At 69.0% G+C, this 23,058-nt stretch carries 19 protein-coding genes, 2 pseudogenes and 1 riboswitch; of the genes and pseudogenes, 7 read left to right on the top strand and 14 right to left on the bottom strand.

The window, feature by feature from the left end:
* Nucleotides 1-3 precede the first annotated feature (3 nt).
* From kdpF to ACFWYS_RS39600, 3 genes and pseudogenes are all read right to left on the bottom strand, one after another.
* The gene (gene kdpF, locus ACFWYS_RS39610; RefSeq protein ID WP_016434100.1) at nucleotides 4-93 is read right to left on the bottom strand and encodes a K(+)-transporting ATPase subunit F; all 90 of its coding nucleotides are present in this window, start codon (nucleotides 91-93) and stop codon (nucleotides 4-6) included.
* 242 nt (nucleotides 94-335) lie between these two features.
* Nucleotides 336-626 (bottom strand): annotated as a pseudogene (locus ACFWYS_RS39605) (amino acid permease); the annotation flags it as partial.
* A 186-nt stretch (nucleotides 627-812) separates the two neighbouring features.
* A complete protein-coding gene (locus tag ACFWYS_RS39600) occupies nucleotides 813-3,287 on the bottom strand; it encodes an ATP-binding protein (RefSeq protein ID WP_384780258.1) in 2,475 nt (824 codons plus the stop codon).
* A gap of 176 nt (nucleotides 3,288-3,463) precedes the next feature.
* Between ACFWYS_RS39600 and ACFWYS_RS39595 the strand changes: the two genes are divergently transcribed.
* The 6 genes and pseudogenes from ACFWYS_RS39595 to ACFWYS_RS39570 all read left to right on the top strand — a co-directional run bounded on the left by ACFWYS_RS39595 (nucleotide 3,464) and on the right by ACFWYS_RS39570 (nucleotide 8,282).
* Nucleotides 3,464-3,901 (top strand): cytidine deaminase, encoded by a 438-nt coding sequence (locus tag ACFWYS_RS39595; protein ID WP_384780255.1) that lies wholly within the window; start codon nucleotides 3,464-3,466, stop codon nucleotides 3,899-3,901.
* A 170-nt stretch (nucleotides 3,902-4,071) separates the two neighbouring features.
* Nucleotides 4,072-4,364: pseudogene (locus ACFWYS_RS39590) on the top strand (potassium-transporting ATPase subunit B); the annotation flags it as partial.
* A 312-nt stretch (nucleotides 4,365-4,676) separates the two neighbouring features.
* The gene (locus ACFWYS_RS39585) at nucleotides 4,677-6,632 is read left to right on the top strand and encodes an amino acid transporter (protein ID WP_384780252.1); all 1,956 of its coding nucleotides are present in this window, start codon (nucleotides 4,677-4,679) and stop codon (nucleotides 6,630-6,632) included.
* 144 nt (nucleotides 6,633-6,776) lie between these two features.
* On the top strand, nucleotides 6,777-7,298 hold the full coding sequence (locus ACFWYS_RS39580) for a hypothetical protein (RefSeq protein WP_384780249.1): 522 nt from the start codon (nucleotides 6,777-6,779) through the stop codon (nucleotides 7,296-7,298).
* An 86-nt stretch (nucleotides 7,299-7,384) separates the two neighbouring features.
* Complete coding sequence (locus ACFWYS_RS39575; RefSeq protein WP_384780246.1) at nucleotides 7,385-7,780, top strand: molybdopterin-binding protein; 396 nt, start codon at nucleotides 7,385-7,387, stop codon at nucleotides 7,778-7,780.
* Between the two features lie 82 nt (nucleotides 7,781-7,862).
* Nucleotides 7,863-8,282, top strand: coding sequence for a molybdopterin-binding protein (locus ACFWYS_RS39570; RefSeq protein ID WP_384780243.1), 420 nt, complete (start codon nucleotides 7,863-7,865; stop codon nucleotides 8,280-8,282).
* A gap of 81 nt (nucleotides 8,283-8,363) precedes the next feature.
* Here ACFWYS_RS39570 and gcvP read toward each other — a convergent pair whose 3' ends face one another.
* A complete protein-coding gene (gene gcvP / locus ACFWYS_RS39565; RefSeq protein WP_384780240.1) occupies nucleotides 8,364-11,249 on the bottom strand; it encodes an aminomethyl-transferring glycine dehydrogenase in 2,886 nt (961 codons plus the stop codon).
* Nucleotides 11,250-11,426: 177 nt separating this feature from the next.
* Nucleotides 11,427-11,522, bottom strand: a riboswitch (glycine riboswitch).
* A gap of 114 nt (nucleotides 11,523-11,636) precedes the next feature.
* Between gcvP and ACFWYS_RS39560 the strand changes: the two genes are divergently transcribed.
* Nucleotides 11,637-12,038, top strand: a complete 402-nt coding sequence (locus tag ACFWYS_RS39560; protein WP_384780237.1) for a PRC-barrel domain-containing protein — start codon at nucleotides 11,637-11,639, stop codon at nucleotides 12,036-12,038.
* A 532-nt stretch (nucleotides 12,039-12,570) separates the two neighbouring features.
* Here the strand turns inward: ACFWYS_RS39560 and ACFWYS_RS39555 are convergent.
* The 10 genes from ACFWYS_RS39555 to ACFWYS_RS39510 form a co-directional block, all read right to left on the bottom strand.
* On the bottom strand, nucleotides 12,571-14,052 hold the full coding sequence (locus tag ACFWYS_RS39555) for a DNA polymerase IV (protein ID WP_384780234.1): 1,482 nt from the start codon (nucleotides 14,050-14,052) through the stop codon (nucleotides 12,571-12,573).
* A 138-nt stretch (nucleotides 14,053-14,190) separates the two neighbouring features.
* The gene (locus tag ACFWYS_RS39550) at nucleotides 14,191-14,877 is read right to left on the bottom strand and encodes a MerR family transcriptional regulator (RefSeq protein WP_384780231.1); all 687 of its coding nucleotides are present in this window, start codon (nucleotides 14,875-14,877) and stop codon (nucleotides 14,191-14,193) included.
* Between the two features lie 263 nt (nucleotides 14,878-15,140).
* Entirely contained in the window at nucleotides 15,141-15,614 is a 474-nt protein-coding gene (locus tag ACFWYS_RS39545) for a bifunctional nuclease family protein (protein ID WP_004002801.1), read from the bottom strand.
* Between the two features lie 85 nt (nucleotides 15,615-15,699).
* On the bottom strand, nucleotides 15,700-16,437 hold the full coding sequence (locus ACFWYS_RS39540) for a MerR family transcriptional regulator (protein ID WP_384780228.1): 738 nt from the start codon (nucleotides 16,435-16,437) through the stop codon (nucleotides 15,700-15,702).
* A 41-nt stretch (nucleotides 16,438-16,478) separates the two neighbouring features.
* Nucleotides 16,479-17,384 carry an FHA domain-containing protein gene (locus ACFWYS_RS39535; RefSeq protein WP_384780224.1) on the bottom strand — a complete coding sequence of 302 codons (906 nt, stop codon included), beginning with the start codon at nucleotides 17,382-17,384 and terminating at the stop codon, nucleotides 16,479-16,481.
* 61 nt (nucleotides 17,385-17,445) lie between these two features.
* Entirely contained in the window at nucleotides 17,446-18,294 is an 849-nt protein-coding gene (locus ACFWYS_RS39530) for a DUF881 domain-containing protein (protein ID WP_384780221.1), read from the bottom strand.
* A 5-nt stretch (nucleotides 18,295-18,299) separates the two neighbouring features.
* Complete coding sequence (locus tag ACFWYS_RS39525) at nucleotides 18,300-18,632, bottom strand: small basic family protein (protein ID WP_003988855.1); 333 nt, start codon at nucleotides 18,630-18,632, stop codon at nucleotides 18,300-18,302.
* Nucleotides 18,629-19,540, bottom strand: coding sequence for a DUF881 domain-containing protein (locus ACFWYS_RS39520; protein ID WP_384780218.1), 912 nt, complete (start codon nucleotides 19,538-19,540; stop codon nucleotides 18,629-18,631). The genes ACFWYS_RS39525 and ACFWYS_RS39520 overlap by 4 nt, the downstream gene beginning before the upstream one ends.
* Nucleotides 19,541-19,641: 101 nt before the next feature.
* Entirely contained in the window at nucleotides 19,642-22,137 is a 2,496-nt protein-coding gene (locus ACFWYS_RS39515) for a sugar phosphate nucleotidyltransferase (protein WP_384780214.1), read from the bottom strand.
* 114 nt (nucleotides 22,138-22,251) lie between these two features.
* Nucleotides 22,252-22,860 (bottom strand): CDP-alcohol phosphatidyltransferase family protein, encoded by a 609-nt coding sequence (locus tag ACFWYS_RS39510; RefSeq protein ID WP_384780211.1) that lies wholly within the window; start codon nucleotides 22,858-22,860, stop codon nucleotides 22,252-22,254.
* Nucleotides 22,861-23,058 lie beyond the last annotated feature (198 nt).

Raw genomic sequence — 23,058 nt, 5'->3', positions numbered from 1 at the left:
TGCTCAGAACCTCTCCGGGAAGATCAGGGCGAGGACGAGATAGCCCAGCAGGGCGACGGCCACGACGAGGCCGACGATGTTCTCGGCGGTCACAGCTTCGTCACCCCCTTGGCGACAAGAGCCACCAGCGCGAAGCACGCGATCGTGGTGACGACGAAGGCCAGATCGGCCACCGCAGACTCCTGGAGTGAGGTTCGGACGGACAGAGACGGTTAGAGCAAACAGCCTTCGTGGCCGGAATCGAGCGCCGTTGACGGCTCCCTTACGGCCCACCACGCGCCCTTGACGGAACTCATACGGCGCCCCGATCGCCGCAGGTGACGGGCGCGCCGGGGTCAGAACAAGCGGAACCGCAACCGGCAGATCACGGCGTCGGTCTCCGTGCGGACGGCATGCGCGACGACCGCGCCCCGCTGGTCCTGCAGCAGCCGTTGCCACAGCCGCTCCGGTTCGGTCTCCGGGATCAGCACGGTCACCCGGGTGGCCGGCTCCGAGGCCATGACGTCACGGACGTACCCGGCGATGGGGCGGCCCAGAGAGCGGCGCTCGCCGGTCAGCCGGACCAGGGGGACGCCGGGGTCCCATTCGGTCCAGGAGCGCTCCAGGGCGTGCAGCGCGGAACGGTCGCCCCGGGCGCGGTGGTCAGGACGGACATGGGATGCGGGCTCCTACGTACGGACGAGCAGCCGCGCGCGAGGAGCGCACGCGGCTGACCAAGGCTGTGTCCGGCTCCCGCCGTTGCCGACGGCTCCTTGCGCGTTCTTCGCGCGCGGGCGGCCGTCCTTGACGACACCTTGACACGCACGCCACGGTCACGCCCTCAGGGTCGCGGCGCTGGGTCCCACCAGCGGCAACGAAACCACCATGGTCAGCCCACCCCCCGGCGTGTCCTCCGGCGTCACCGTCCCGCTCATCGCCTCGGTCAACCCCCGAGCCAGTGCGAGCCCCAGCCCGAGCCCCGTGGTGTTGTCGGTGTCCCCCAGCCGCTGAAACGGCTCGAAGAGCCGGTCCCGCCCCGCAGCCGGAAGCCCCGGCCCCCGGTCGACGACCCGCAGCTCGGCCCGGTCACCCAGGGCACTGGCGGTCACCAGAACCTTGGCCCCGGGCGGGCTGTACCGCGCCGCGTTGGTGACCAGGTTGGCGATCACCCGCTCCAGCAGCGGCGGATCGGCCAGCACCGCGGGAATCTCCTCGACGTCCCCCACCTCGACACCGGGCGTGTCCACCAGCGCGGCCGGCAGCACCTCCTCCAGTGCGGTGGGCCGCAGCTTCAGCCTCAGCACCCCCGCCTCCAGCCGACTGAGGTCGAGCAGGTTCTCCACCAGCCGGTTCAGCCTGGCCATGGACTCGTCGGCGGTGGCGAGGAGTTCGTCCCGGTCCTCGGCGGAGAACTCGACATCCCGGCTGCGCAGGGACGCCACGGCAGCCCACCCCGCGGCCAGCGGAGTGCGCAGGTCGTGCCCGACGGCCCGCAGCAGCGCCGTACGCAGCCGGTCGGCGGCCTTCACCGGCTCCACCTCCGCCGCCGCTTCGGCGAGCCGCGCCCGCTCCACCGCGGCCCCGACATGCGCGGCGAAGGCGGCCAGCACCCGCCGTTCCGACGACGGCATGTCGCGCCCGTGCAGCACCAGACAGGCACCGGATCCGGCCGGTACGGCGGTGACGCCGACCGCGTCGGGCGGCTCGTCGAGCAGCTCCACCGAGTCCATGCCGAAGGTCTCCCGGGTGCGTTCGAGCAGCGCCGGGATCGTCTGGCCGCCGCGCACGATGCTGCCCGCGAGGGAGGACATGGTCTCGGCCTCGGCGGTGGCCCGGGCGGCCCGGCGTGACAGCCGCAGCGAGCGGTCGACCACGGCGGCCACCGTGGCGGCCACCACCGCGAACACCGCGAGCGCGAGCAGGGCGTTGGGGTCGTCGAGCGTGAAGGCGCCTATGGGCGGGATGAACCAGTAGTTGAGCAGCAGGGACGCGGTGACGGAGGCGATCACCGCCGAGGCCACCCCGCCTATGCAGGCCACGCCCACCACCGCGAGCAGGAACAGCAGAGCCTCGCTGGTCAGGTTCAGGGTGCCGCGCAGCTGCGCGAGGACGGAGGTGAGCAGCACGGGCAGCACGAGTCCGGCGACCGGCCCCGCGATCAGCCGGGCGTTGGAGAGCGTACGGCGGCGGGACGGCAGCAGTGTGCCGCGGCCGGCCCGCTCGTGGGTGACCCGGTGGACGTCGATGTCGCCGGAGAGCGCGACGACGCTCTCCCCCGTGCCGAGCCCCGTCAGGAACCGCTCCAGGCGCCCGCGTCGGCTCGCGCCGAGGACGAGCTGGGTGGCGTTCTCGGCGCGCGCGAACTCCACGAGCGCGGTCGCGACATCGTCACCGACGACCTGGTGGTAGCTGCCGCCGAGGTCCTCCACCAGCCGCCGCTGCCGGACGAGCGAGGCGTGCGAGGCCCCGGCGGCCAGGCCGTCGCTGCGGGTCACGTGCACGGCGAGCAGGTCCCCGCCGGCCGACCGGGCGGCGATCCGGGCCGCCCGCCGGACGATCGTGTCGCCCTCCGGCCCACCGGTCAGCGCGACCACGACCCGCTCCCGCGTCTCCCACACCCCGCCGATCGCATGCTCGGCGCGATAGCTGTTGAGTGCCTCGTCGACCCGGTCGGCCACCCACAGCAGCGCCAGTTGCCGCAGCGCGGTCAGATTGCCCGGCCGGAAGTAGCTGGCGAGGGCCGCGTCGATCTTCTCGGGCGGGTAGATGTTGCCGTGCGCCATACGGCGGCGAAGCCCCTCGGGCGGGATGTCGACGAGTTCGACCTGCTGGGCCCGGCGTACGACCTCGTCGGGCACCGTCTCGTGCTGCGGCACCCCGGTGATCTTCTCGACCACGTCCTTGAGGGACTCCAGATGCTGGACATTGACGGCGGTGATGACATCGATGCCCGCGGCGAGCAGATCCTCGATGTCCTGCCAGCGCTTGGTGTTGCGCCCGCCGCCTGGGACGTTGCGGTGCGCGAACTCGTCGACGACGGCGACCTGCGGGCGGCGGTCGAGCACCGCGGCGACGTCCATCTCCTCGAACTGCCCGCCTCGGAAGCGGCACTTGGCCCGGGGCACGACCTCCAGACCGTCGAGCATCGCCTCGGTCCGGGGACGTCCGTGGCACTCGGCGAACGCCACCACCACATCGGCCCCTCGGCCGGCCCGGCGCCGCCCCTCATCGAGCATGCGGTACGTCTTGCCCACCCCCGGGGCCGCCCCGATGTAGACCTTCAGCCGTCCGCGCGGTACTTCGTTCATCAGGTCTCAGCGAACCGCGCCCACACCCCTGCGAGCAGGAATCTTGACGCATCCCTGGCGCGTCTCACGTGGACGTTGACACGGTCTTGACTGGAACAGGCACGGCACCGATATTCGCTTGCGCACCGTCATCAATTCGCGCCAACGTCACCTGACCCCAGACGAAGGCAGAGAAGATGACCACGCACCCCCACCCCGTCGACCACGAACTCATCGAGGCCGCGGCCCAGGTCGCGCGCACCCGATGCCGCGGCGACAACCACACCATGGCTGCCGCGGCCCGCGCCCGGGACGGCCGGATCGTGACCGCGGTGAACGCCTACCACTTCACCGGAGGCCCGTGCGCCGAGTTGGTCCTCATCGGCACGGCGGCTGCCCAGGGCGCCTACGAGCTGGACACGATCGTCGCCGTCGGCGACCGTGACCGCGGGGTCGTCCCCCCGTGCGGCCGCTGCCGCCAGGTCCTCCTCGACTACTTCCCGGCCCTGAAGGTCGTCGTCGGTGCGGGCGACCGCCTCCGCACCGTCTCCATCACCGACCTGCTCCCCGAAAGCTACGTCTGGGCCGACCACCAACTCGACGCCGAGCAGACCACGCCACGCGGCACGAGCTGACGCCCCCCGATGTCGCATCCTCGCCCCGCCTCCCCTCGTTGACGGGCTCCTGACGCCCACCCGGCTGCCCTTGACGCGCCCCACACGCGACACGCGACCCGGCCGTATGAGACCCGCAAATTCCTTGCTGAACAGGGCCGTTCGGGCGCGCAGCGCGGCTAGATTCCCTGTCGGCCGCCAAGGAGGCCGGCAACATGATCAACCTCGACTCCAACCCGACCAAGCTCCTCGACACCGTCGAGATCGCCCGACCTCGGCGATCGCCTCCGCGATCATCTTCAACGCCCTGATCATCGTGACCCTGATCCCGCTCGCCCCGCGCGGCGTCCGCTACACCCCCTCGTCGGCACACGACCAGCTGCGCCGCAACCCCCTCCTGTACGGCCTCGGAGGCCTGGTGCTGCCGTTCCCCGGGATCAAGCTCATCGACCTGCTGATCTCCGGGGTACCCGGCCTCGGCTGACCGCGCGTGATGTGCCCGAAAGCCGCCGTGAGGTTGCCCGGTGCCATGCGAGAAGCACTCACACCGTCACGCTGGGTATCTGCCTTCGCCACCCTCGCTCGTGTCCCCCTTTTGCAGTCCAACGGCCGCCCATACACCCCCGGAGCTCGATGATTGACGTGCGACCAGCGCTCACGCGCCCAGTCTTAACGGAAGCTTGACGCCCACGGCCCCTCCATCCGTGGGCCCAGACGTAACGCTCCGCTTACGCTGGTGCCGCCGTCCGCGTGATGGCCGGAATTCCCCGCCGTCCCGCACCTCAGGAGCACGTCGATGGCCACAACCGAACATCCTCCGCCCAGTCGCCTGCGCGCCTGGATGCTGGAGGGCCTGTCCGACATGGGCAAGGGCCAGGCCCGACGGCCGGCGCAGGCCGAGCCGAAGCCGGAGGTCAAGGGCCAGCCCTGGTACCGGGTCATGTGCCTGACCGGCGTCGACTACTTCTCGACCCTCGGCTACCAGCCGGGCATCGCGGCCCTCGCGGCCGGCCTGCTGTCGCCCATCGCCACCATCGTGCTCGTGATCGTCACCCTGGCGGGCGCCCTTCCGGTGTACCGGCGGGTGGCCGAGGAGAGTCCCCACGGCCAGGGCTCGATCGCGATGCTGGAGCGGCTGCTGACCTTCTGGAAGGGCAAGCTCTTCGTCCTGACGCTGCTGGGCTTCGCGGCGACGGACTTCCTGATCACCATCACCCTGTCCGCGGCGGACGCCTCGACCCACCTGGTCGAGAACCCGCACCTGGAAAGCGCCCTGCACGACAAGCAGATGGTGATCACCCTGATCCTGGTGGCGCTGCTCGGCGCGGTGTTCCTCAAGGGCTTCCTGGAGGCGATCGGCGTCGCCGTCGCGCTGGTCGCGAGCTATCTCGCGCTGAACGCCGTCGTGGTGGTCGTCGGCCTGTATCACGTCGTCACCGAGGGCCACGTGGTCGCCGACTGGTCCAACGCCCTCACCGCCGAGCACGGCAACGTCTTCGTGATGATCGGCGTCGCCCTGATCGTCTTCCCCAAGCTCGCCCTCGGCCTCTCCGGCTTCGAGACCGGCGTAGCGGTGATGCCGCACGTCAAGGGCGACCCGGGCGAGACCGAGGAGAACCCCGAGGGCCGTATCCGGGACACCAAGAAGCTGCTCACCGTCGCCGCCCTGATCATGAGCTGCTTCCTGATCACGACGAGCTTCATCACCACGCTGCTGATCCCGGAGAAGGAGTTCGAGCCGGGCGGCGAGGCCAACGGCCGCGCACTCGCCTACCTCTCGCACGAGTACCTCGGCAACGCCTTCGGCACGGTCTACGACGTCTCGACCATCGCCATCCTGTGGTTCGCCGGCGCCTCCGCCATGGCCGGCCTGCTCAACCTGATGCCGCGTTATCTGCCCCGCTACGGCATGGCCCCGCACTGGGCGCGCGCGGTGCGCCCGATGGTCATCGTCTTCACGCTGGTGGGCTTCCTGGTCACCTGGATCTTCGACGCCGACGTCGACGCCCAGGGCGGCGCCTACGCCACCGGCGTGCTGGTGCTGATCAGCTCGGCGGCGATCGCGGTGACCATCGCCGCCCGCAAGGCGGGGCAGCGGAACTGGACCATCGCTTTCGCGGTCATCTCGGTGGTGTTCCTCTACACGACGGTCGTCAATGTCATCGAGCGCCCCGACGGCGTGAAGATCGGCGCCTGCTTCATCGCCGGCATCATCCTCATCTCACTGCTGTCCCGCCTGCTGCGCGCCTTCGAACTGCGCGTGACCGACGTGACCATGGATGACATGGCGGAACGTTTCGTCCGGGACATCGCCAGCCGCAAGATCCGGCTCATCGCCAACGAGCCGGACAGCCGTGACAAGGCCGAGTACCGCGAGAAGATCGAGCAGATCCGCAACGACAACGACCTGCCCGAGCAGGAGGACTTCGTCTTCGTCGAGGTGACGGTCACCGACCCGTCCGAGTTCGAGGCCGGCCTGACGGTACGCGGCGAGGTCATGCACAACCGCTACCGCGTCCTGACCCTGGAGTCCTCCTCCGTCCCCAACGCCCTGGCCGCGCTGCTCCTGCACGTCCGCGACAGCACCGGCTGCATCCCGCACATGTACTTCGAGTGGACCGAGGGCAGCCCCTTCGCCAACTTCCTGCGCTTCTTCCTCTTCGGCCAGGGCGAAGTCGCCCCGGTCACCCGCGAGGTGCTGCGCGAGGCGGAACCGGAGCGCGAGCGCAGGCCACGGGTGCACACCGGCTGAGCACGGTTGCGCAGGGGCTGAACACCGGTGCGCAGGGCGTGAAACGGCCTCGGGCATCAGGATCGCGTCAAGGTTGAACGGTAAGGCGTCAGAGCGCCGTCACGGGCGGTCACTCCGGCGCCGGAGCCCCTTACCGTCTGCACTGTGCAGGGAAGCAGACGGCATGCGACCCCGACCGGCGACCGTCACTGGCGTGGCAGCGCCCGGTTCGCCGCGGGCTGTGCCCTGACCTTCTTCGGTATGACCCTGCTGGTCGACTGGGATGCCCACACCCTGACCCCGCCCCGCGCCCTGCTCTGGCTGGCGATGACCGCCTTGCTGTTCACGATCCTGCTCCCCCGGCGCGTCACCGCGGGCCCGGGCTGGCTCGCGGTGGATGGCCTCGTACGACATCAGGCGGTGCGTACGGACGCACTGGTGGCCGTACGGCAGCACGGCGACGTCTCCGCCTATCTGACCCTGCGCGACGTGGACGGCCGCCGCCTGGATCTGGACCCGCGGATCCTCGTCACCAACCCCCTGCTGTGGCACGAGCTCGACACCGGGGTACGCCGCTCACGCGCCGGCGGAACGCTCCTCGAAGGCATCGACGTACTGGAGCGGCTGCGGCACCAGATCGACGACGCGACGGCGCGGGCGGTGCTCCGGGCGTCGGGCATCTACTGAACGCCGCGCGCCGGGCAGGACGTACCACGCCCAACGGCCAACCCCCCACCGGCAGTTTCCCGACCCCTGCCCCTATCGTGACGGCCATGCACTCCTACACGATCGGCCAGGCGGCGCGGCTGCTCGGCGTGAGCCCCGACACCGCCCGCCGCTGGGCGGACGCGGGCCGGGTGGCGACCCACCGCGACGAGACCGGACGGCGTCTCATCGACGGCAAGGACCTCGCCGCGTTCTCGGTCGAACTCGCCAGGTCCGGCAGCGGCGAGGAGGAGACCTCGTACACCTCGGTCCGCAACGCCTTCCCCGGCATCGTCACCGCCATCAAACTCGGCGACGTCGCCGCCCAGGTCGAGATCCAGGCCGGCCCGCACCGCCTGGTCTCCCTCCTGACCCGGGAGGCGGTCGAGGAACTGAACCTGGAGGTGGGCATGGAGGCCACCGCCCGTGTGAAGTCGACGAACGTCCACATCGACCGCGCGTGACCGGCACAGCACACCCGGCGCACTACGGTAGGGACCAGCAGCCGCAAACCCCCTCAAACCCCCACCGTCTGCGAGGCGCCCCATGAGCCTGAGCATCCGCAACCAGCTCCCCGGCACGATCACCGCCATCACCTCCGGCGAGGTCATGGCGACCGTCAAGGTCCGCCTCGCCGGCGGCCAGGAACTCACCGCGGCCATCACCCTGGAGGCCGTCGAGCACCTCGGCCTGACCACGGGAACCCCCGTGTACGCGCTGGTGAAGGCGACGGAGATCTCCCTCGCCACCGCCCCGGTCAAGGGTCTGTCCATCCGCAACCAGCTCCCGGGCACGGTCACCGGCATCACCACGGGCGGCGCGATGGCGTCGGTGAAGATCGCCGTGGAGGGCGCCGACCTGACGGCGGCCATCACCAGGGACGCCACCGACGACCTGGCCCTCTCCCCCGGGGCTCCCGTGGTCGCGCTGGTCAAGGCGACAGAGGTGGCACTGACGACCGCGTGACGGGTGTGACGCCATGACAAGGGGCTCCGCCCGGCCGCACATGGCTGGGCGGAGCCCCTTCAATCAGCTGTCCCGTGACCGTCAGCCCTCGTAGGCGTCCATCGGCGGGCAGGAGCACACCAGGTTCCGGTCGCCGAAGGCCTGGTCGATCCGGCGCACCGGCGGCCAGTACTTGTCGGCGGCCGACACTCCGGCCGGGAACACGGCGTCCTCACGGCTGTACGCGTGCTCCCACTCCCCGCCCAGCGCGTCGGCGGTGTGCGGGGCGTTCCGCAGCGGGTTGTCGTCGGCCGGCCACTGACCCGCCGCGACCTTCTCGATCTCCGCACGGATGGCGATCATCGCGTCGCAGAACCGGTCGAGTTCGGCCAGGTCCTCGGACTCGGTCGGCTCGATCATCAGCGTCCCGGCCACCGGGAACGACATCGTCGGCGCGTGGAAGCCGTAGTCGATGAGCCGCTTGGCCACGTCGTCGACGCTCACTCCGGTCGCCTTGGTCAGCGGCCGCAGATCGATGATGGACTCGTGCGCGACGAGGCCGCCCGGGCCGTTGTAGAGCACCGGGTAGTGCGGCTCCAGCCGCTTGGCGACGTAGTTGGCGGACAGCACGGCCACCTGCGTGGCCCGCTTGAGCCCCTCGCCGCCCATGAGCCGGACATACGCCCACGAGATCGGCAGGATCCCGGCGGAACCCCAGGGCGCGGCCGAGATCGGGCCGACGCCCGTCTCCGGCCCGGCGGCGGGCTGCAGCGGGTGGTTCGGCAGATACGGCGCCAGGTGCGCCCGCACACCCACCGGGCCCACTCCCGGACCGCCACCGCCGTGCGGGATGCAGAAGGTCTTGTGCAGGTTCAGATGCGAGACGTCACCGCCGAAGTGCCCCGGCTTGGCAAGCCCCACCAGGGCATTGAGGTTGGCGCCGTCGACGTACACCTGGCCACCGGCCTCGTGGACCTGCGCGCAGATGTCGGCGACATGCTCCTCGAACACTCCGTGCGTCGACGGGTACGTGATCATCAGCACCGACAGCTCGTCGCGGTACTGCTCGATCTTGGCCCGCAGATCGTCGACGTCGATCTCGCCGTCCCCGGCGGTCTTCACGACGACGACCTTCATGCCGGCCATCACGGCGCTGGCGGCGTTGGTGCCGTGCGCGGAGGACGGGATGAGGCACACGGTCCGCTGCTCATCGCCGTTGGCCCGGTGGTACCCGCGTACCGCGAGCAGCCCGGCCAGCTCACCCTGCGACCCGGCGTTCGGCTGCAACGACACCTTGTCGTAGCCGGTGACCTCGGCGAGACGTTCCTCCAGCTCACGGATGAGCGTCAGATAGCCCTGCGCCTGCTCGGCGGGCGCGAAGGGGTGCAGCTGCCCGAACTCCGGCCAGGTGACCGGCTCCATCTCGGTGGTCGCGTTGAGCTTCATCGTGCAGGACCCCAGCGGGATCATGCCGCGGTCGAGCGCGTAGTCCCGGTCGGCCAGCCTGCGCAGGTAACGCAGCATCGCCGTCTCGGAACGGTACTGGTGGAAGACGGGGTGCGTGAGGTACTCGTCGCCGCGCAGCAGCGCACCCGGCAGCGTGTCCTCGGCCTCCGCGTCCAGCGCGTCGATGTCCCCCTCGACCCCGAACGCCGTCCATACGGCGCCCAGGCAGGCCCGCGTGGTGGTCTCGTCGCAGGCGATGGACACGTGGTCGGCGTCGACTAGACGCAGGTTCACGCCGTTCTGCCGGGCAGCGGCCACGATGTCGGCGGCCTTCGAGGGCACCCGCACGGTGAGCGTGTCGAAGTAGGAACCGTGCACGACCTCGACGCCGCCGGCCGCGAGCCCCGCGGCGAGGATCGAGGCGTACCGGTGGGTCCGCCGGGCGATGCCCTTGAGCCCCTCGGGCCCGTGGTACACGGCGTACATCCCGGCCATCACGGCGAGCAGCACCTGAGCGGTACAGATGTTGCTGGTCGCCTTCTCACGCCGGATGTGCTGCTCACGCGTCTGCAGGGCCAGCCGGTACGCCTTGTTCCCGTCGGCGTCCACCGACACGCCCACGAGCCGCCCGGGCAGGCTGCGCGCGAACTTCTCCTGTACGGCCATGTAGCCGGCGTGCGGCCCACCGAAGCCCATCGGCACACCGAACCGCTGCGTCGTCCCCACGGCGATGTCCGCCCCGAGCTCACCGGGCGACTTCAGCAGCGTGAGCGCGAGCAGATCGGCGGCCACGGTCACGAGGGCGCCGAGCTCATGGGCCTGGTCGATGACGGCCTTGATGTCCCGTACGACACCGGAGGCGCCCGGGTACTGCAGGAGCACGCCGTTGATCTCACGCGAGGCGACCTCGGCCGGGATGCCCTCGCTGAGGTCGGCGACGACGACCTCCACGCCGGTCGGCTCGGCGCGGGTCTCGATCACGGCGATGGTCTGCGGAAGCACATCCTGGTCGACCAGGAACAGCCCCTTCTTGTTCTTGCCCATACGCCGGGACAGGGCCATGGCCTCGGCGGCGGCGGTTCCCTCGTCGAGCAGGGAGGCCCCGGAGGTCGGCAGCCCGGTGAGGTCGGCGACCACGGTCTGGAAGTTCAGCAGGGCCTCAAGCCGCCCCTGCGAGATCTCGGGCTGGTACGGCGTGTAGGCGGTGTACCAGGCCGGGTTCTCCATGACATTGCGCAGGATGACCGGCGGCGTGAAGGTCCCGTAGTACCCGAGCCCGATCATCGAGTCCAGCACCTGGTTGCGATCGGCGAGCGACCGCAGCTCGGCCAGCACCTCGGCCTCGGTACGCGCCCCCGGCAGGGCAAGGGAATCGGCGTTCTTGATCACATCCGGCACCGCGGCGGCCGTGAGCTCGTCCAGCGAGCCGTATCCGACGTGGGCGAGCATCTTGGCCCGAGCCTCGTGATCAGGACCAATATGACGCTGCTCGAAGGGGATCCCCTGTTCGAGCTCGGAAAGCGGAATGCGATGGGCGGTCATTACGGAGGCCTCCTGGTCTGACACGACCTTCGAGGGGCACCACGGTGCGGGTACCCGTACGGCCTCCCCCTCTGTCATCTCAACCTGAGAGCTTCACCGGGTCTGCCCGAGGGCGCCCGGCTTTCACCGTCGGTGAGAGCGGAAGCCGTCGACACCCGCCCTGCTTTCCAGAGTGACCTCGTCCGTGCGGTACGTGAGCCTGAGAGATTCCGGGGAGGATTTGCTCCTTCGGCGCCTCCGATGATGTCCGGAGGACTCTCCCGCACGGGGTCAGCAGCCGCTAGAAAGCCTACCAGCGAGGTCAACGCACGGACCTTCGAGTGGCCGCTCTCACCAATCTGCCCTTTCGTTGTGCTTACGGATGAGTTGCGACCAAGTGGAGGGCCCGTGCAGACCGACATCGATCCGCGCAATCTGATCGGCCGCAAGGCCTTCGACCGCAACGGCACCAAGATCGGCACCATCGACGAGGTCTATCTCGACGACGCGACGGGAGTACCGGAGTGGGCGGCCATACGCACCGGCCTGTTCTCCCGGGACGCCTTCGTCCCCCTGGAGCCCAGCGAGCTGGTGGAGGGCACCCTCCACGTCCCCTTCGAACGCGCCCTGATCAAGGACGCCCCCGACTTCGGCGTAGGCCGCCACCTCTCCCCCGAGCAGGAACTCCAGCTCTACCACCACTACGGCCTGGACGTAGTGGCCCCGCCCCCACCCCCCGACCGAGACTTCGGCAACCTGGCAGGCCCCGAATCCCCGGACAACAACAACCCCACGACCCCCCACCGCTGAGGCTCCACGGTGCTAGGCCCCACACCGCTAAGCCCTCACAGTGCTGGGGCCCCACACCGCTGAGGCCCCACACCGAGGGCTCCCGTTCACCGGCCCCACCCCCAGCCGGCAATGCCGCCAACAGCCATACCCTCAAGCCGACCTCACCCACATCCGCCCCACCCACCAGGCCACGCCGCTGAGCCACAACCGAAGCCGACCCCGCCTCATAGCGGGCACCCACCTACCAGGCGTGGCCACCCCTACTCCACATCGACGACCAGCCCGGGTACCAAGGCGACCAGCCCGGCTGCCCAGCAGAGACCCACCCACCACACGACACCAGCAGCCGCCGAGGCAGCCGCGCCCCAACACACACCGCAGAGCCGACACACCCACCCAACCCAGCTGCGGGCAGTCGTGCCGCTGGGGCGGCACGGGTGGGCGCAGCGGCACCCCGCAAGCGCGGGCGAGCGTCCCACCCCCTCAGCAACCCCAACGCCGGGCGAGCCACAACCAACCCCACGCCCACCAAGCCCCCACAACCACGCGCCTACCCAGACACCGCAGGCGCCTCCCCCACGCCCCCACCATCCGCTCCCGCACTCACAACCCCACCAGCCCCAGATCCCCCAGAGCTCCCAGATCTCCCAGATCCCACCACCGTTCCAGGCCCCCCAGATCCCGCCTCCACCAACGGCAACGGATCCGCCGCCTCCAACCCCGGATCATCAACCCGAAACGTCCGCACCCGCCCCGGCTCAGACCCAGGCGTCTCAAACCGCACAGTCACCCGCCCCAGCCCACTCCCCTGCACCCACCCATGCCCGTACTCGGCATGCCGCACATCGTGCCCCGCGACCCACCGCCGCTCGACAGGCACAACCTCCCGCTCCTCCGCAGGCTCCTCGTGCTCCCCCTCCCGCTCCCCCTCGCCCTCCCTCGCATGCTGCTCCCGCTCCCCAGCCGCCTGCGCGAACAGATCCTCCTGTGTGTAGTCGGCGAGCCCGCTCACCCCGACCCCCAGCAGCCGCACGCCCCCCGTCGTGTCCACGGAATCCAGCAGCCGGGCAGCAGCCTCCCGCACGACAGCCGGATCATCCGTGGGCCCCCGCAACGTCTCGGACCGAGTCAACGTCGAGAAGTCGTACCGCCGCACCTTCAGCACAATGGTCCGCCCGGACAATCCCGCCCCCCGCAACCGCCGCACACAACGGTCGGCGAGCCGCTGCACCTCCATCCCCACCCGAACCCGATCGTGAATGTCCACGTCATACGTGTCCTCGACCGACACCGACTTGGCCTCCCGCTCGGCCACCACGGGCCGATCGTCATGGGCCAGCGCCATCGCGTGCAGCGCATGCCCATGCGCCTTCCCCAGCAGCCGTACGAGCTCGTCCTCCCCCGCCTCGGCGATCTCCTCAACCGTGTGGATCCCGGCCCGCCGCAGATGGTCCCCCGTCGCAGGCCCCACTCCCGGCAGAATCCGCACGGACATAGGCCCGAGCAACGCCCGCTCGGTCCCCGGCTCGATCAGCACCAGCCCATCCGGCTTGGCCTCCTCAGAGGCGATCTTCGCGAGCATCTTGGACGCGGCCAGCCCCACCGACCCGGCAAGCCCGGTAGCCGCACGTATGTCGGCACGCAGCTTCGCCCCCACCAGCCGCGCAGACCGCTCGTCCCAGGCCGCTTCCCCGGCCTCCAGATCCACGAACGCCTCGTCCAGGCTCAGCGGCTCCACCAGCGGCGACAACTCCCGTAGCAGCCCCATGACCTGATCGCTGATGTCACGGTAGATCCCGAAGCGCGGCACGAGATACGCGGCATTCGGCGCCAGCCGACGCGCCTGTCCCATGGGCATCGCCGAGTGGACCCCGAAGACCCGAGCCTCGTAGGACGCGGTGGCGACCACTCCACGCGGCCCGAGCCCGCCCACGATCACGGCCTTCCCGCGCAGGCTCGGCTTGGATGCCTGCTCCACCGAGGCGTAGAAGGCATCCATGTCGAGATGCAGGATCGTGGGCGCGTTTCTCACATCTCCGATGCTGCCTCACGCCACTGACAATGCCCTGCTACGACTGCCTGGGCCTGTGACCGACTGCCCGCCGTCCGCCGAGATCTCGCCGGCACACTCACCCGCCCGCCGGCCGCGAGGCACCTCGGCGAAGCCCGCTCAGCCCGCCCGATTACGCCGCCGAGCCAGCTCGTCCGCCGGATTGTTCCCGACCAGCGTCTCCCCGGTGTCGATCCGCTCCCCGTGGAGCTGCGACAACGCACTCTCGACGTCCCGCCACACCACACCCACGGCGATCCCGAAGATCCCCTGCCCACCCTGGAGAAGCGCGTGCACCTCATCCGGCGAAGTGCACTCGTACACCGTCGCGCCGTCGCTCATCAGCGTCATGCGCTCCAGATCCCGAAAGCCCCGCTCCCGCAGATGCTGCACGGCGGTACGGATGTTCTGCAGCGACACACCGGTGTCGAGGAAGCGCTTGACGATCTTCAGGACGACGACGTCCCGGAAGCTGTACAGCCGCTGTGTCCCCGACCCGTACGCGGGCCGCACGCTCGGCTCGACTAGGCCGGTGCGCGCCCAGTAGTCCAGTTGCCGATAGGTGATGCCGGCGGCCGCACAAGCCGTCGGACCGCGATAACCGATCTCCTCGGTCGCCATGGACGCCGCCCCTCCGCCGCTGCTAGGCACGGCCGTCGGTCGCTGCGGGGCGTGATCGGCCGCGCTGCCCGGCTGGGGGTATCCCCTGCTCGAACGCAGTTGAGAGCTCGGGGGAGGGTACGGACCGCCATCCCCGAGACTGCGCCCGGGGGCACCCCCACCCGTACCGTCGCCGCTGCTTCTCACGCCGACCTCCGTCCTTGACCTGCCTTCTCGACGGTAGGCAGTCACCAGGGGTGCGTCAACGATCGCCACACTCGGCACGCCGAGTGATAATCACCCTGAGAGTGGTTTCCCGTACCCCACCGCGGGGAAAGGCTAGCCGAATGTGCTCGGAGCAGGCTTCAGGACGCTCTCACTCGCCGCTGGCAAATGCCGGCATTTGAGTCGCAACCGGCTGTTGACCGCCCCGTCACGCATCGCGAGTCCCGCGGGCCGCCCACGCCGCCTCACTGACTGCTGGTGCCGAAGTCCTCGGGCGAGATCTGGTCGAGGAACTCGCGGAACTTCTCCACCTCGTCCTCCTGCTCGTCCGGGATCGCGATACCCGCGTCGTCGAGCACCCCGTCGCTGCCGTAGATCGGCGTTCCGGTGCGCAGGGCCAGCGCTATGGCATCGGACGGACGCGCGCTCACCTCGACGCCGCTGGCGAAGACCAGCTCGGCGTAGAAGACGCCCTCACGCAGGTCCGTGATGCGTACTTCGGTGAGCTCCTGGCCGACGGCCTCCAGCACGTCCTTGAACAGGTCGTGGGTCAGCGGTCGCGCGGGGGCCATGCCCTGCTGGGCGAAGGCGATCGCCGTCGCCTCCCCCGGCCCGATCCAGATGGGGAGGTAACGGTCGCCTCCCACTTCGCGCAGGAGCACGATCGGTTGGTTGGAGGGCATTTCGACCCGGACACCTACGACATCGAGCTCGTTCACACAGCAACCCTAGGCCGTGCTCGGGATGTTTGGGTAGTCGGGCCGAGAACGGGTGGCCGATCCGGTCTCCCCGCACCTGCCCGGCTCAGGGCAGCCGCACCCCGAGCGCGGTCTGCACGAGCGCGGCGTGCAGCTTCACGGTCAGCCCCGCCAGCTCCTTCGCCCGGGCCTCGGCATGGGCCCTGGTCTGCGGATTGCGATGCCGCTTCAGCGGTGCCACGACCTGGTCCACGAGCCCGGCCTCCCGGTCGGCGGCGGCCTTCATCACCCGAAGATGCCTTGGCTCGATCCCGAACCGCCCCAGCTCGGCGACGATCGAGGCCACGGTGACCGCCTCCGCGTCGTACACCCCCTCCGGCAGCGCCGTGATCAGGCCGTACGACTCCCATTCCGTCAGCTCCTGCTCGCCGATCCCGGCGGCGACGAGCAGCTCGGCCCGCCGTATCCGGGCCGGCGTGGGCTCCTCGACGGGCTCCAGGCCGGTTTCGCCGTCGCGCTGACGGCACACGGTGGGCAGTGGGGCGGCCTCGCCGCGCTCCATGGCGTCCATGTGCTCGCGGATGACCTTGAGCGGCAGATAGTGGTCCCGCTGCATCCGCAGTACATGCCCGAGCCGCTCGATGTCCTGCGCACTGAACTTGCGGTACCCCGAGGGGGTCCGCTGCGGCTCGACCAGGCCCTCGGACTCCAGAAAGCGGATCTTGGAGATGGTGATGTCAGGGAACTCGTCGCGCAGCACGTTCAGGACCGTGCCGATGCTCATCAGCCGACTGTCCGTGGCGGCGGCGCCGTGCCCGGCACCGCCGCTCGGTGTTTTCAGCATGGACCTTCCCTGGGTCTCCCCGGACGGGCTCCGGGGGAGGGTCAGTAGCCCCGCTGGCTTGCGTAGAAGACCAGCCGGTACTTGCCGATCTGCACCTCGTCACCGTTGTTCAGAGCGACCTGGTCGATCCGCTCGCGGTTGACGTACGTGCCGTTCAGACTGCCGACGTCGGCCACCGTGAACGAGCCGTCCTGAGCGCGACGGAACTCCACGTGCCGACGCGAGACCGTCACGTCGTCCAGGAAGATGTCGCTCTGCGGGTGGCGACCGGCGGTGGTCAGGTCGCCGTCCAGGAGGAAGCGGCTGCCCGAGTTCGGCCCGCGGCGCACCACGAGCAGCGCGGAGCCCAGCGGCAGCGCGTCGACGGCCGCCTGGGCCTCGGGAGACAGCGCCGGGATCGGCGTCTGACCGGTGGCCTCGGCGTCGTAGGCCTCAAGACCGGAGATGGAGATCGTGGAGGTCGTCTCGGACGGACGCTCGGGCACGCCACCGGCCCGCAGCGGCGCTCCGCAGTTGGAGCAGAAGCGGCTGTTCTCCGCGTTGCGGTTACCGCACCTCGTACACACCAGGGCCGACATCGGGGAAAACCCTCCACCCGTACTTGAGGTTGACGGTTGCCCGAAACCTATGCCGCCGGACTGGCCAGGGTCAACCGACGGCGCGCCCTGACCTCCGGAAATGTCGCCGCCCGGACCAGCGACCTGGTCCCTGAACAGCGGGCGCTGACCCTCGTCGTCACCCTGTGCGCGATGACGAGCGGTCGCGTTGTCGCTGCCCTCTCGCGCGCTCTTGCCGAACAACTTCGCAAACAACTTCACGGGCGATTCCCCTTGACCGAAACAGACCCGCCCGTGGGGCAGGACGAACCCTGACTGCACTCTCTGACCGACCCGGACATCTTCACAACGTCCGTCTCCACCAGACAGTTTCCACCACGCACCACCCATTCGGTGCGCCGACCCCCCGCAACCTCATGCCCTGGCCGGACGTCCCCCATGCACCGCCGGTTCACTGGGAGGACGACCGAGCGTAGTCAGGCCGCTTCGCTGCTCGCAAGGCGTCCACAACGATCTTGTCCGACCGCTCGATGGTCACGGTGGCCTGCTCCTTCTCAAGAGTCTGCACCACGCCTCCAGGGATGTTGAGCGCCGGTTCGAGGTCCTGCGGCTTGCCGATGACCTTGAAACGATAGGGGGCGTTGATCTTGTTCCCGTCGACACTCACGCCGTTGCCGGCATCCGTCAGATAGGTGCCGGCGACGACGCGTACGTCGTTCACCTGGATCGCCTCCGCGCCGGCCGCGCGCAGCTCCTGGATCGCGTCGAGCAGCATGTCCGCCTCGACCGTCCCCTTCGTGTCGTCGATGGTCATCGTGACGCCAGGTCCCTGCGCAGCCACGGTGCCCGCCAGAATGCCGAGTTGCCTCTCCTTCTCGACCGTCTGCTTGCGGGCCTCCTCGGCCTGGTTCGAGCTGTTCTCCAGCTCGTCGCGCTGTTTCTCAAGACCTTGCTTCTCGTCCTCAAGACGCTGAGTACGGTCATCCAGTTCATCGAGGATGCGAACCAGATCTTCCTGACGTGCGCCACGCAGCGCGCTGTCACCGTCGCTGTTCGACGCCACCTGGACGGCCAGGCCGAAACCGAGGCCGAACAGCAGCAGGGCGACGATGAGTTGGGCCCGCGTGACCCTCGGCGGCCACAGCCCCTGCGCGAGCCGCTGCCGCCCGGTCAGCCCGGTCCCCTCCTCCTCGGGAGCCTTCGCGGGCTCGGCAGCGGCGGCGGGCACCTCCTCGGGCAGCTCCTTGCGCAGCCTGTTCTCGCGTGTCTCGTCCTGGGGCGTCTCGTCCTGGTTGCTCATCGGCCTCACGCCCGGAACACGTGCCGGCGGATCGCCGCGGCGTTGGAGAAGATCCGGATGCCGAGCACCACGACCACACCGGTGGACAGCTGGGCGCCCACGCCCAACTTGTCGCCCAGGAAAACGATCAGCGCGGCCACGACCACGTTGGACAGAAACGACACGACGAAGACCTTGTCGTCGAAGATGCCGTCGAGCATGGCCCGCAGACCTCCGAAGACGGCGTCGAGAGCCGCCACGACGGCGATCGGCAGGTAAGGCTCGACGACCGCCGGAACCTCAGGCCGGACCAAAAGTCCGGCCACGACTCCCACGACGAGGCCCAGTACGGCGATCACGATGTGCCCTTCTCGGTTTTCTCGGTGTTCGGCTGTGCTGTACGTACGATCACGCTCGGGGCGGCGGGCAGCCGGAGGTCGTCCTGCGCGGAAATGCTGGTCCTGATCCCGAAGTTCTCCTGCAGGGCGTGCAGATACAGCCCGTCGGCGCTGTCCTGGAACCTGGTGCTCAGCCGCTCACCGTCCCCCACCGCGAGCACCGTGTACGGCGGAACCAGCGGCTTGTTGTCGACCAGTATCGCGTCACCCGCGGCCCTGATCGCCGACAGGGCGGTCAGCCGCTGCCCGTTGATCGAGATCGCCTCGGCGCCCGACTCCCACAGCCCGTTGACCACCCGCTGCATGTCACGGTCACGGACCCGCCCGGTGTCGGAGAACCCGGATGAACCGCGGGGCTCGCCGTCGCTGCCCGTGGAGGCTTCCTTGGCGTCGTTCACGACCAGCTTCACTCCGGGCCCGTGCACCTCGACAGCACCCGACAGGATGCCCACCAGCTCCGCCTGATCACTGTGTCCGGTCGTCTTCAGCGCCTCACGCTGCCGCGCGCTCACATCGTCGCGCAGCTTGTCCACGGTCTCCTCCAGCTGGTCCGCCGCCGTGGTCTCACGGTCGATGCGGTCGACCAGCTCCTCGCGCTCCTTGGCCATGGCCGGCGCCGCGACCCTCGCCTGCGCCGCTCCCACGGTCACCACCAGCGCCGCGAGCACCAGACCGGCCGCGAGCCCGAGCTTCGCCCTCAGGGTCTTCGGCAGTCCCCCGTCACCTGCGGCTTTCTTCCGCTCTGCCGCCTCGGCGTACCCGTCGTCGAGGCTGTGGTCCATGACGTTGGTGAGCAGCGACATGGACGCGTCCGGACGCGAGGGGGGCGTAGGTGTGCTCCGAACGGGGGGCTGCGGCATGCCGCACATCGTCGCACGTTGCGACCACTACCTCCGAATGGCCCCACCGGCGTGCCGAACAGGCCCCCTTACGGGACACCTGTCCGGCACGCGCGCGCGTACTTGCTCCCTCAGCGCCCGGCGCTGTCCACGACCGCCGACCACTCGTCGAGCAGGGCCTGCGCGGACGCGTCGTCGGGCCCCTCGGCCCACAGATGGGTGACCGCCTCGGCAGGGTCGGGCAGCACCATCACCCAGCGCCCGTCGGTCTCCACGACCCGTACACCATCAGTGGTGTCGACAAAGCGATCTCCGGCCGCCTCGACGACCCGTCGCATCACCAGGCCCTTGACGGCCCAGGGAGTCGCGAGATCCCGCTTGATGACATGCGCCCGCGGAATCCGCGCGTCGATCTGGCTGAGCGTGAGCTGAGTACGCGCCACCAGCCCGATCAACCGCACGAAGGCCGCCGTACCGTCGAAGACACTGCTGAACTCCGGGACGATGAACCCGCCCTTGCCGTCACCACCGAAGATCGTCGTGTCATCGCGACCGACCCTGGTCAGATCGTCGGGCGAGGTCGTCGTCCACTCCACCTGCGTCCCGTGATACGCCGCCACCTGCTCGGCGATCCTCGTGGTGGTCACCGGCAACGCCACCCGCCCGCTACGCCGCTCCGCGGCCACCAGGTCGAGCATGACCAGCAGGGCCCTGTCGTCCTCGACGATCCGCCCCTTCTCGTCCACCAGGGACAACCGCTCACCGACGGGATCGAATCGCACCCCGAACGCCGCCCGCGCCGACGCCACGATCTCGCCGAGCCGCACCAACCCCGAGCGCCGCGTATCCGCCGACTCCGTGGGCCTGGACTCGTCCAGACCCGGATTGATGGTCAGCGAATCCACCCCGAGCTTGCCGAGCAGACTGGGCAGCACGAGCCCGGCGCTGCCGTTCGACGCATCGACGACGACCTTCAGGCCCGAATCCGAAATCCCGGTCGTATCGACATTCCGCAGCAACGACCCGGTGTACGAGTCGAAGACACTCGCCGGAAAATGCAGATCCCCGATCTCCCCGGGGAACGCCCGCCGGTACTCCTGCCGCGCGAACACCCGATCCAGCTTCCGCTGACTGGCCTGCGACAGGTCAGCACCCTGCCCGTCGAAGAACATGATGTCCACGGAATCCGGCACCCCGGGCGTGGTCCGGATCATGATCCCGCCGGCACTACCCCGCGCGGTCTGCTGCCGCGCCACGGGCAGCGGTACGTTCTCCAAGTCGCGTACGTCGATGGCGCTCGCCTGCAGCGCGGAGATGACCGCCCGCTTCAGCGCCCGAGCACCACGGGAGTGGTCGCGGGCCGTGGTGACCGTCGAGCCCTTCTTCAGGGTCGTCGCATAGGCGCCGGCGAGGCGTACGGCGAGCTCCGGCGTGATCTCCACGTTCAGGATTCCGGACACGCCACGGGCGCCGAAGAGATGCGCCTGGCCCCTCGACTCCCAGATCACCGAGGTGTTGACGAAGGCGCCGGCCTCGATGGTCTTGAACGGGTAGACCCGCACATTGCCCTGAACGATCGATTCTTCACCGATCAGGCACTCATCCCCGATGACCGCGCCGTCCTCGATCCGGGCCGCACGCATGATGTCGGTGTTCTTCCCGACGACACAGCCACGCAGATTGCTGTGCTGCCCGACATACACGTTGTCGTGCACGACAGACTTGTGCAGAAAGGCTCCGCTCTTCACGACGACGTTCGAGCCGACGATGGTGTGCTCCCGGATTTCCGCTCCGGACTCAACCTTCGCGTAGTCCCCGATGTAGAGAGGCCCTCGGAGAACGGCATCGGGATGCACCTCCGCGCCCTCCGCCACCCACACCCCCGGGGAGATCTCGAAGCCGTCGATCTCGACGTCGACCTTGCCCTCCAGGACGTCGGCCTGCGCCTTCACATAGCTCTCGTGAGTACCGACATCCTCCCAATAGCCCTCGGCGACAAACCCAAAGACCGGCTTGCCCTCCTTCATGAGCTGCGGGAAGACATCGCCGGACCAGTCCACGGGCACATCGGGCTCGACATAGTCGAAGACCTCGGGCTCCATGACATAGATGCCGGTGTTCACGGTGTCCGAGAAGACCTGCCCCCAGGTCGGCTTCTCCAGGAAGCGCTCGACCTTGCCTTCCTCATCGACGATGGTGATGCCGAATTCCAGCGGATTGGGCACACGCGTCAGACAGACCGTGACCAGCGCACCCTTTTCCTTGTGGAAATTGATCAGCTCGGTGAGGTCGAAGTCGGTCAGCGCATCACCGGAGATGACGAGGAAAGCATCGTCCTTCAACGCCTCCTCGGCGTTCTTGACACTTCCAGCGGTTCCGAGTGGCTTCTCCTCGTTGGCATAGCTGAGCTCCATTCCGAGCTCTTCACCGTCACCGAAGTAGTTCTTGACCAGTGAGGCCAGGAACTGGACGGTAACGACGGTTTCACTGAGGCCATGCCTTTTGAGCAGCCGCAGAACGTGCTCCATGATCGGCCGGTTGGCCACCGGCAGGAGCGGCTTGGGCATGCTTGAGGTCATGGGGCGCAGGCGTGTGCCTTCGCCCCCGGCCATCACGACGGCCTTCATGTCGGAAGCGTCCTCCTCGAAGAGACGACGGTCTAGCCGACTTCACCCGTCCAGATTGTCCCGCACTTTTCCGTCGCGGGCCATCGAGCGCTACGCCCGCTTCAATCCGCGAGTTCAATCGGCCATGGCGTCCGCACGGACTAGGCGGCGGACCTGTACCACGTAGAGGACTCCTGCCCACCAGTACAGCGTCGTACCCCATCCGGCGAACGCCCATCCGAAAATAGCAGCGAGTGACGGGATCCAACCACTTCCGTCACTGAGCAGCAACAACGGGAAGGCGTACATCAGGTTGAAGGTGGCCGCCTTCCCGAGGAAGTTCACCTGCGGCGGCGGATAGCCATGGCGCCTGAGGATGCCCACCATCACCAGCAGAACCAGCTCTCGCGCCAGAAGTACAGCGGTCAACCAGACAGGCAGAATCTCGCGCCAGGTGAGACCGACCAAAGTCGAGAGAATGTAGAGCCGGTCGGCCGCGGGATCGAGCAGCCGGCCAAGGCTGCTGACCTGGTTCCAACGCCGGGCGAGCTTGCCGTCCAGGTAGTCACTGACGCCGCTCAGAGCCAGCACCAGAAGCGCCCAGCCGTCGCTATCCGGCCCGCCGAACTCGGGCCTGAGAATCAGCCACAGGAACAGCGGCACGCCAAGCAGCCGCGCCATGCTGAGGATGTTGGGGATGGTGAGGACCCGGTCCGTCTGGACACGGGTCTCCTGGACCTCCACCCGGGGGCCTCCTGTGGGAAACGTACCTACGATGCTCCCTGACCCTACCTCAACGCAAAAAAGCTCTGGCGCGTTGGGGGTTTTGCCAATAGCCCGAGCTCGAAAATGTGTTAGGGGGTGTGCTACACCTGTGTCGTATTAACAAAAGACGCAGCCGCCGACAAAGCCAGAGTATATCACGGGGGGCGCCCTAGCAAT

Origin of the sequence: Streptomyces sp. NPDC059010 (assembly GCF_042740355.1) — a bacterium.
Lineage (GTDB): Bacteria > Actinomycetota > Actinomycetes > Streptomycetales > Streptomycetaceae > Streptomyces.
Note: the sequence above shows the minus strand (reverse complement) of the source record. Positions and strands in the feature narration are given on the sequence as shown.

What these genes read in the sequence shown, in the direction of transcription:
- ACFWYS_RS39600 (WP_384780258.1), bottom strand. Translation starts at nt 3,287, where the DNA reads ATGAACGAAGTACCGCGCGGACGGCTGAAGGTCTACATCGGGGCGGCC.
- ACFWYS_RS39595 (WP_384780255.1), top strand. Translation starts at nt 3,464, where the DNA reads ATGACCACGCACCCCCACCCCGTCGACCACGAACTCATCGAGGCCGCG.
- ACFWYS_RS39585 (WP_384780252.1), top strand. Translation starts at nt 4,677, where the DNA reads ATGGCCACAACCGAACATCCTCCGCCCAGTCGCCTGCGCGCCTGGATG.
- ACFWYS_RS39575 (WP_384780246.1), top strand. Translation starts at nt 7,385, where the DNA reads ATGCACTCCTACACGATCGGCCAGGCGGCGCGGCTGCTCGGCGTGAGC.
- ACFWYS_RS39570 (WP_384780243.1), top strand. Translation starts at nt 7,863, where the DNA reads ATGAGCCTGAGCATCCGCAACCAGCTCCCCGGCACGATCACCGCCATC.
- gcvP (WP_384780240.1), bottom strand. Translation starts at nt 11,249, where the DNA reads ATGACCGCCCATCGCATTCCGCTTTCCGAGCTCGAACAGGGGATCCCC.
- ACFWYS_RS39540 (WP_384780228.1), bottom strand. Translation starts at nt 16,437, where the DNA reads ATGCTGAAAACACCGAGCGGCGGTGCCGGGCACGGCGCCGCCGCCACG.
- ACFWYS_RS39535 (WP_384780224.1), bottom strand. Translation starts at nt 17,384, where the DNA reads ATGGGTGGTGCGTGGTGGAAACTGTCTGGTGGAGACGGACGTTGTGAA.
- ACFWYS_RS39530 (WP_384780221.1), bottom strand. Translation starts at nt 18,294, where the DNA reads ATGAGCAACCAGGACGAGACGCCCCAGGACGAGACACGCGAGAACAGG.
- ACFWYS_RS39520 (WP_384780218.1), bottom strand. Translation starts at nt 19,540, where the DNA reads ATGTGCGGCATGCCGCAGCCCCCCGTTCGGAGCACACCTACGCCCCCC.
- ACFWYS_RS39515 (WP_384780214.1), bottom strand. Translation starts at nt 22,137, where the DNA reads ATGAAGGCCGTCGTGATGGCCGGGGGCGAAGGCACACGCCTGCGCCCC.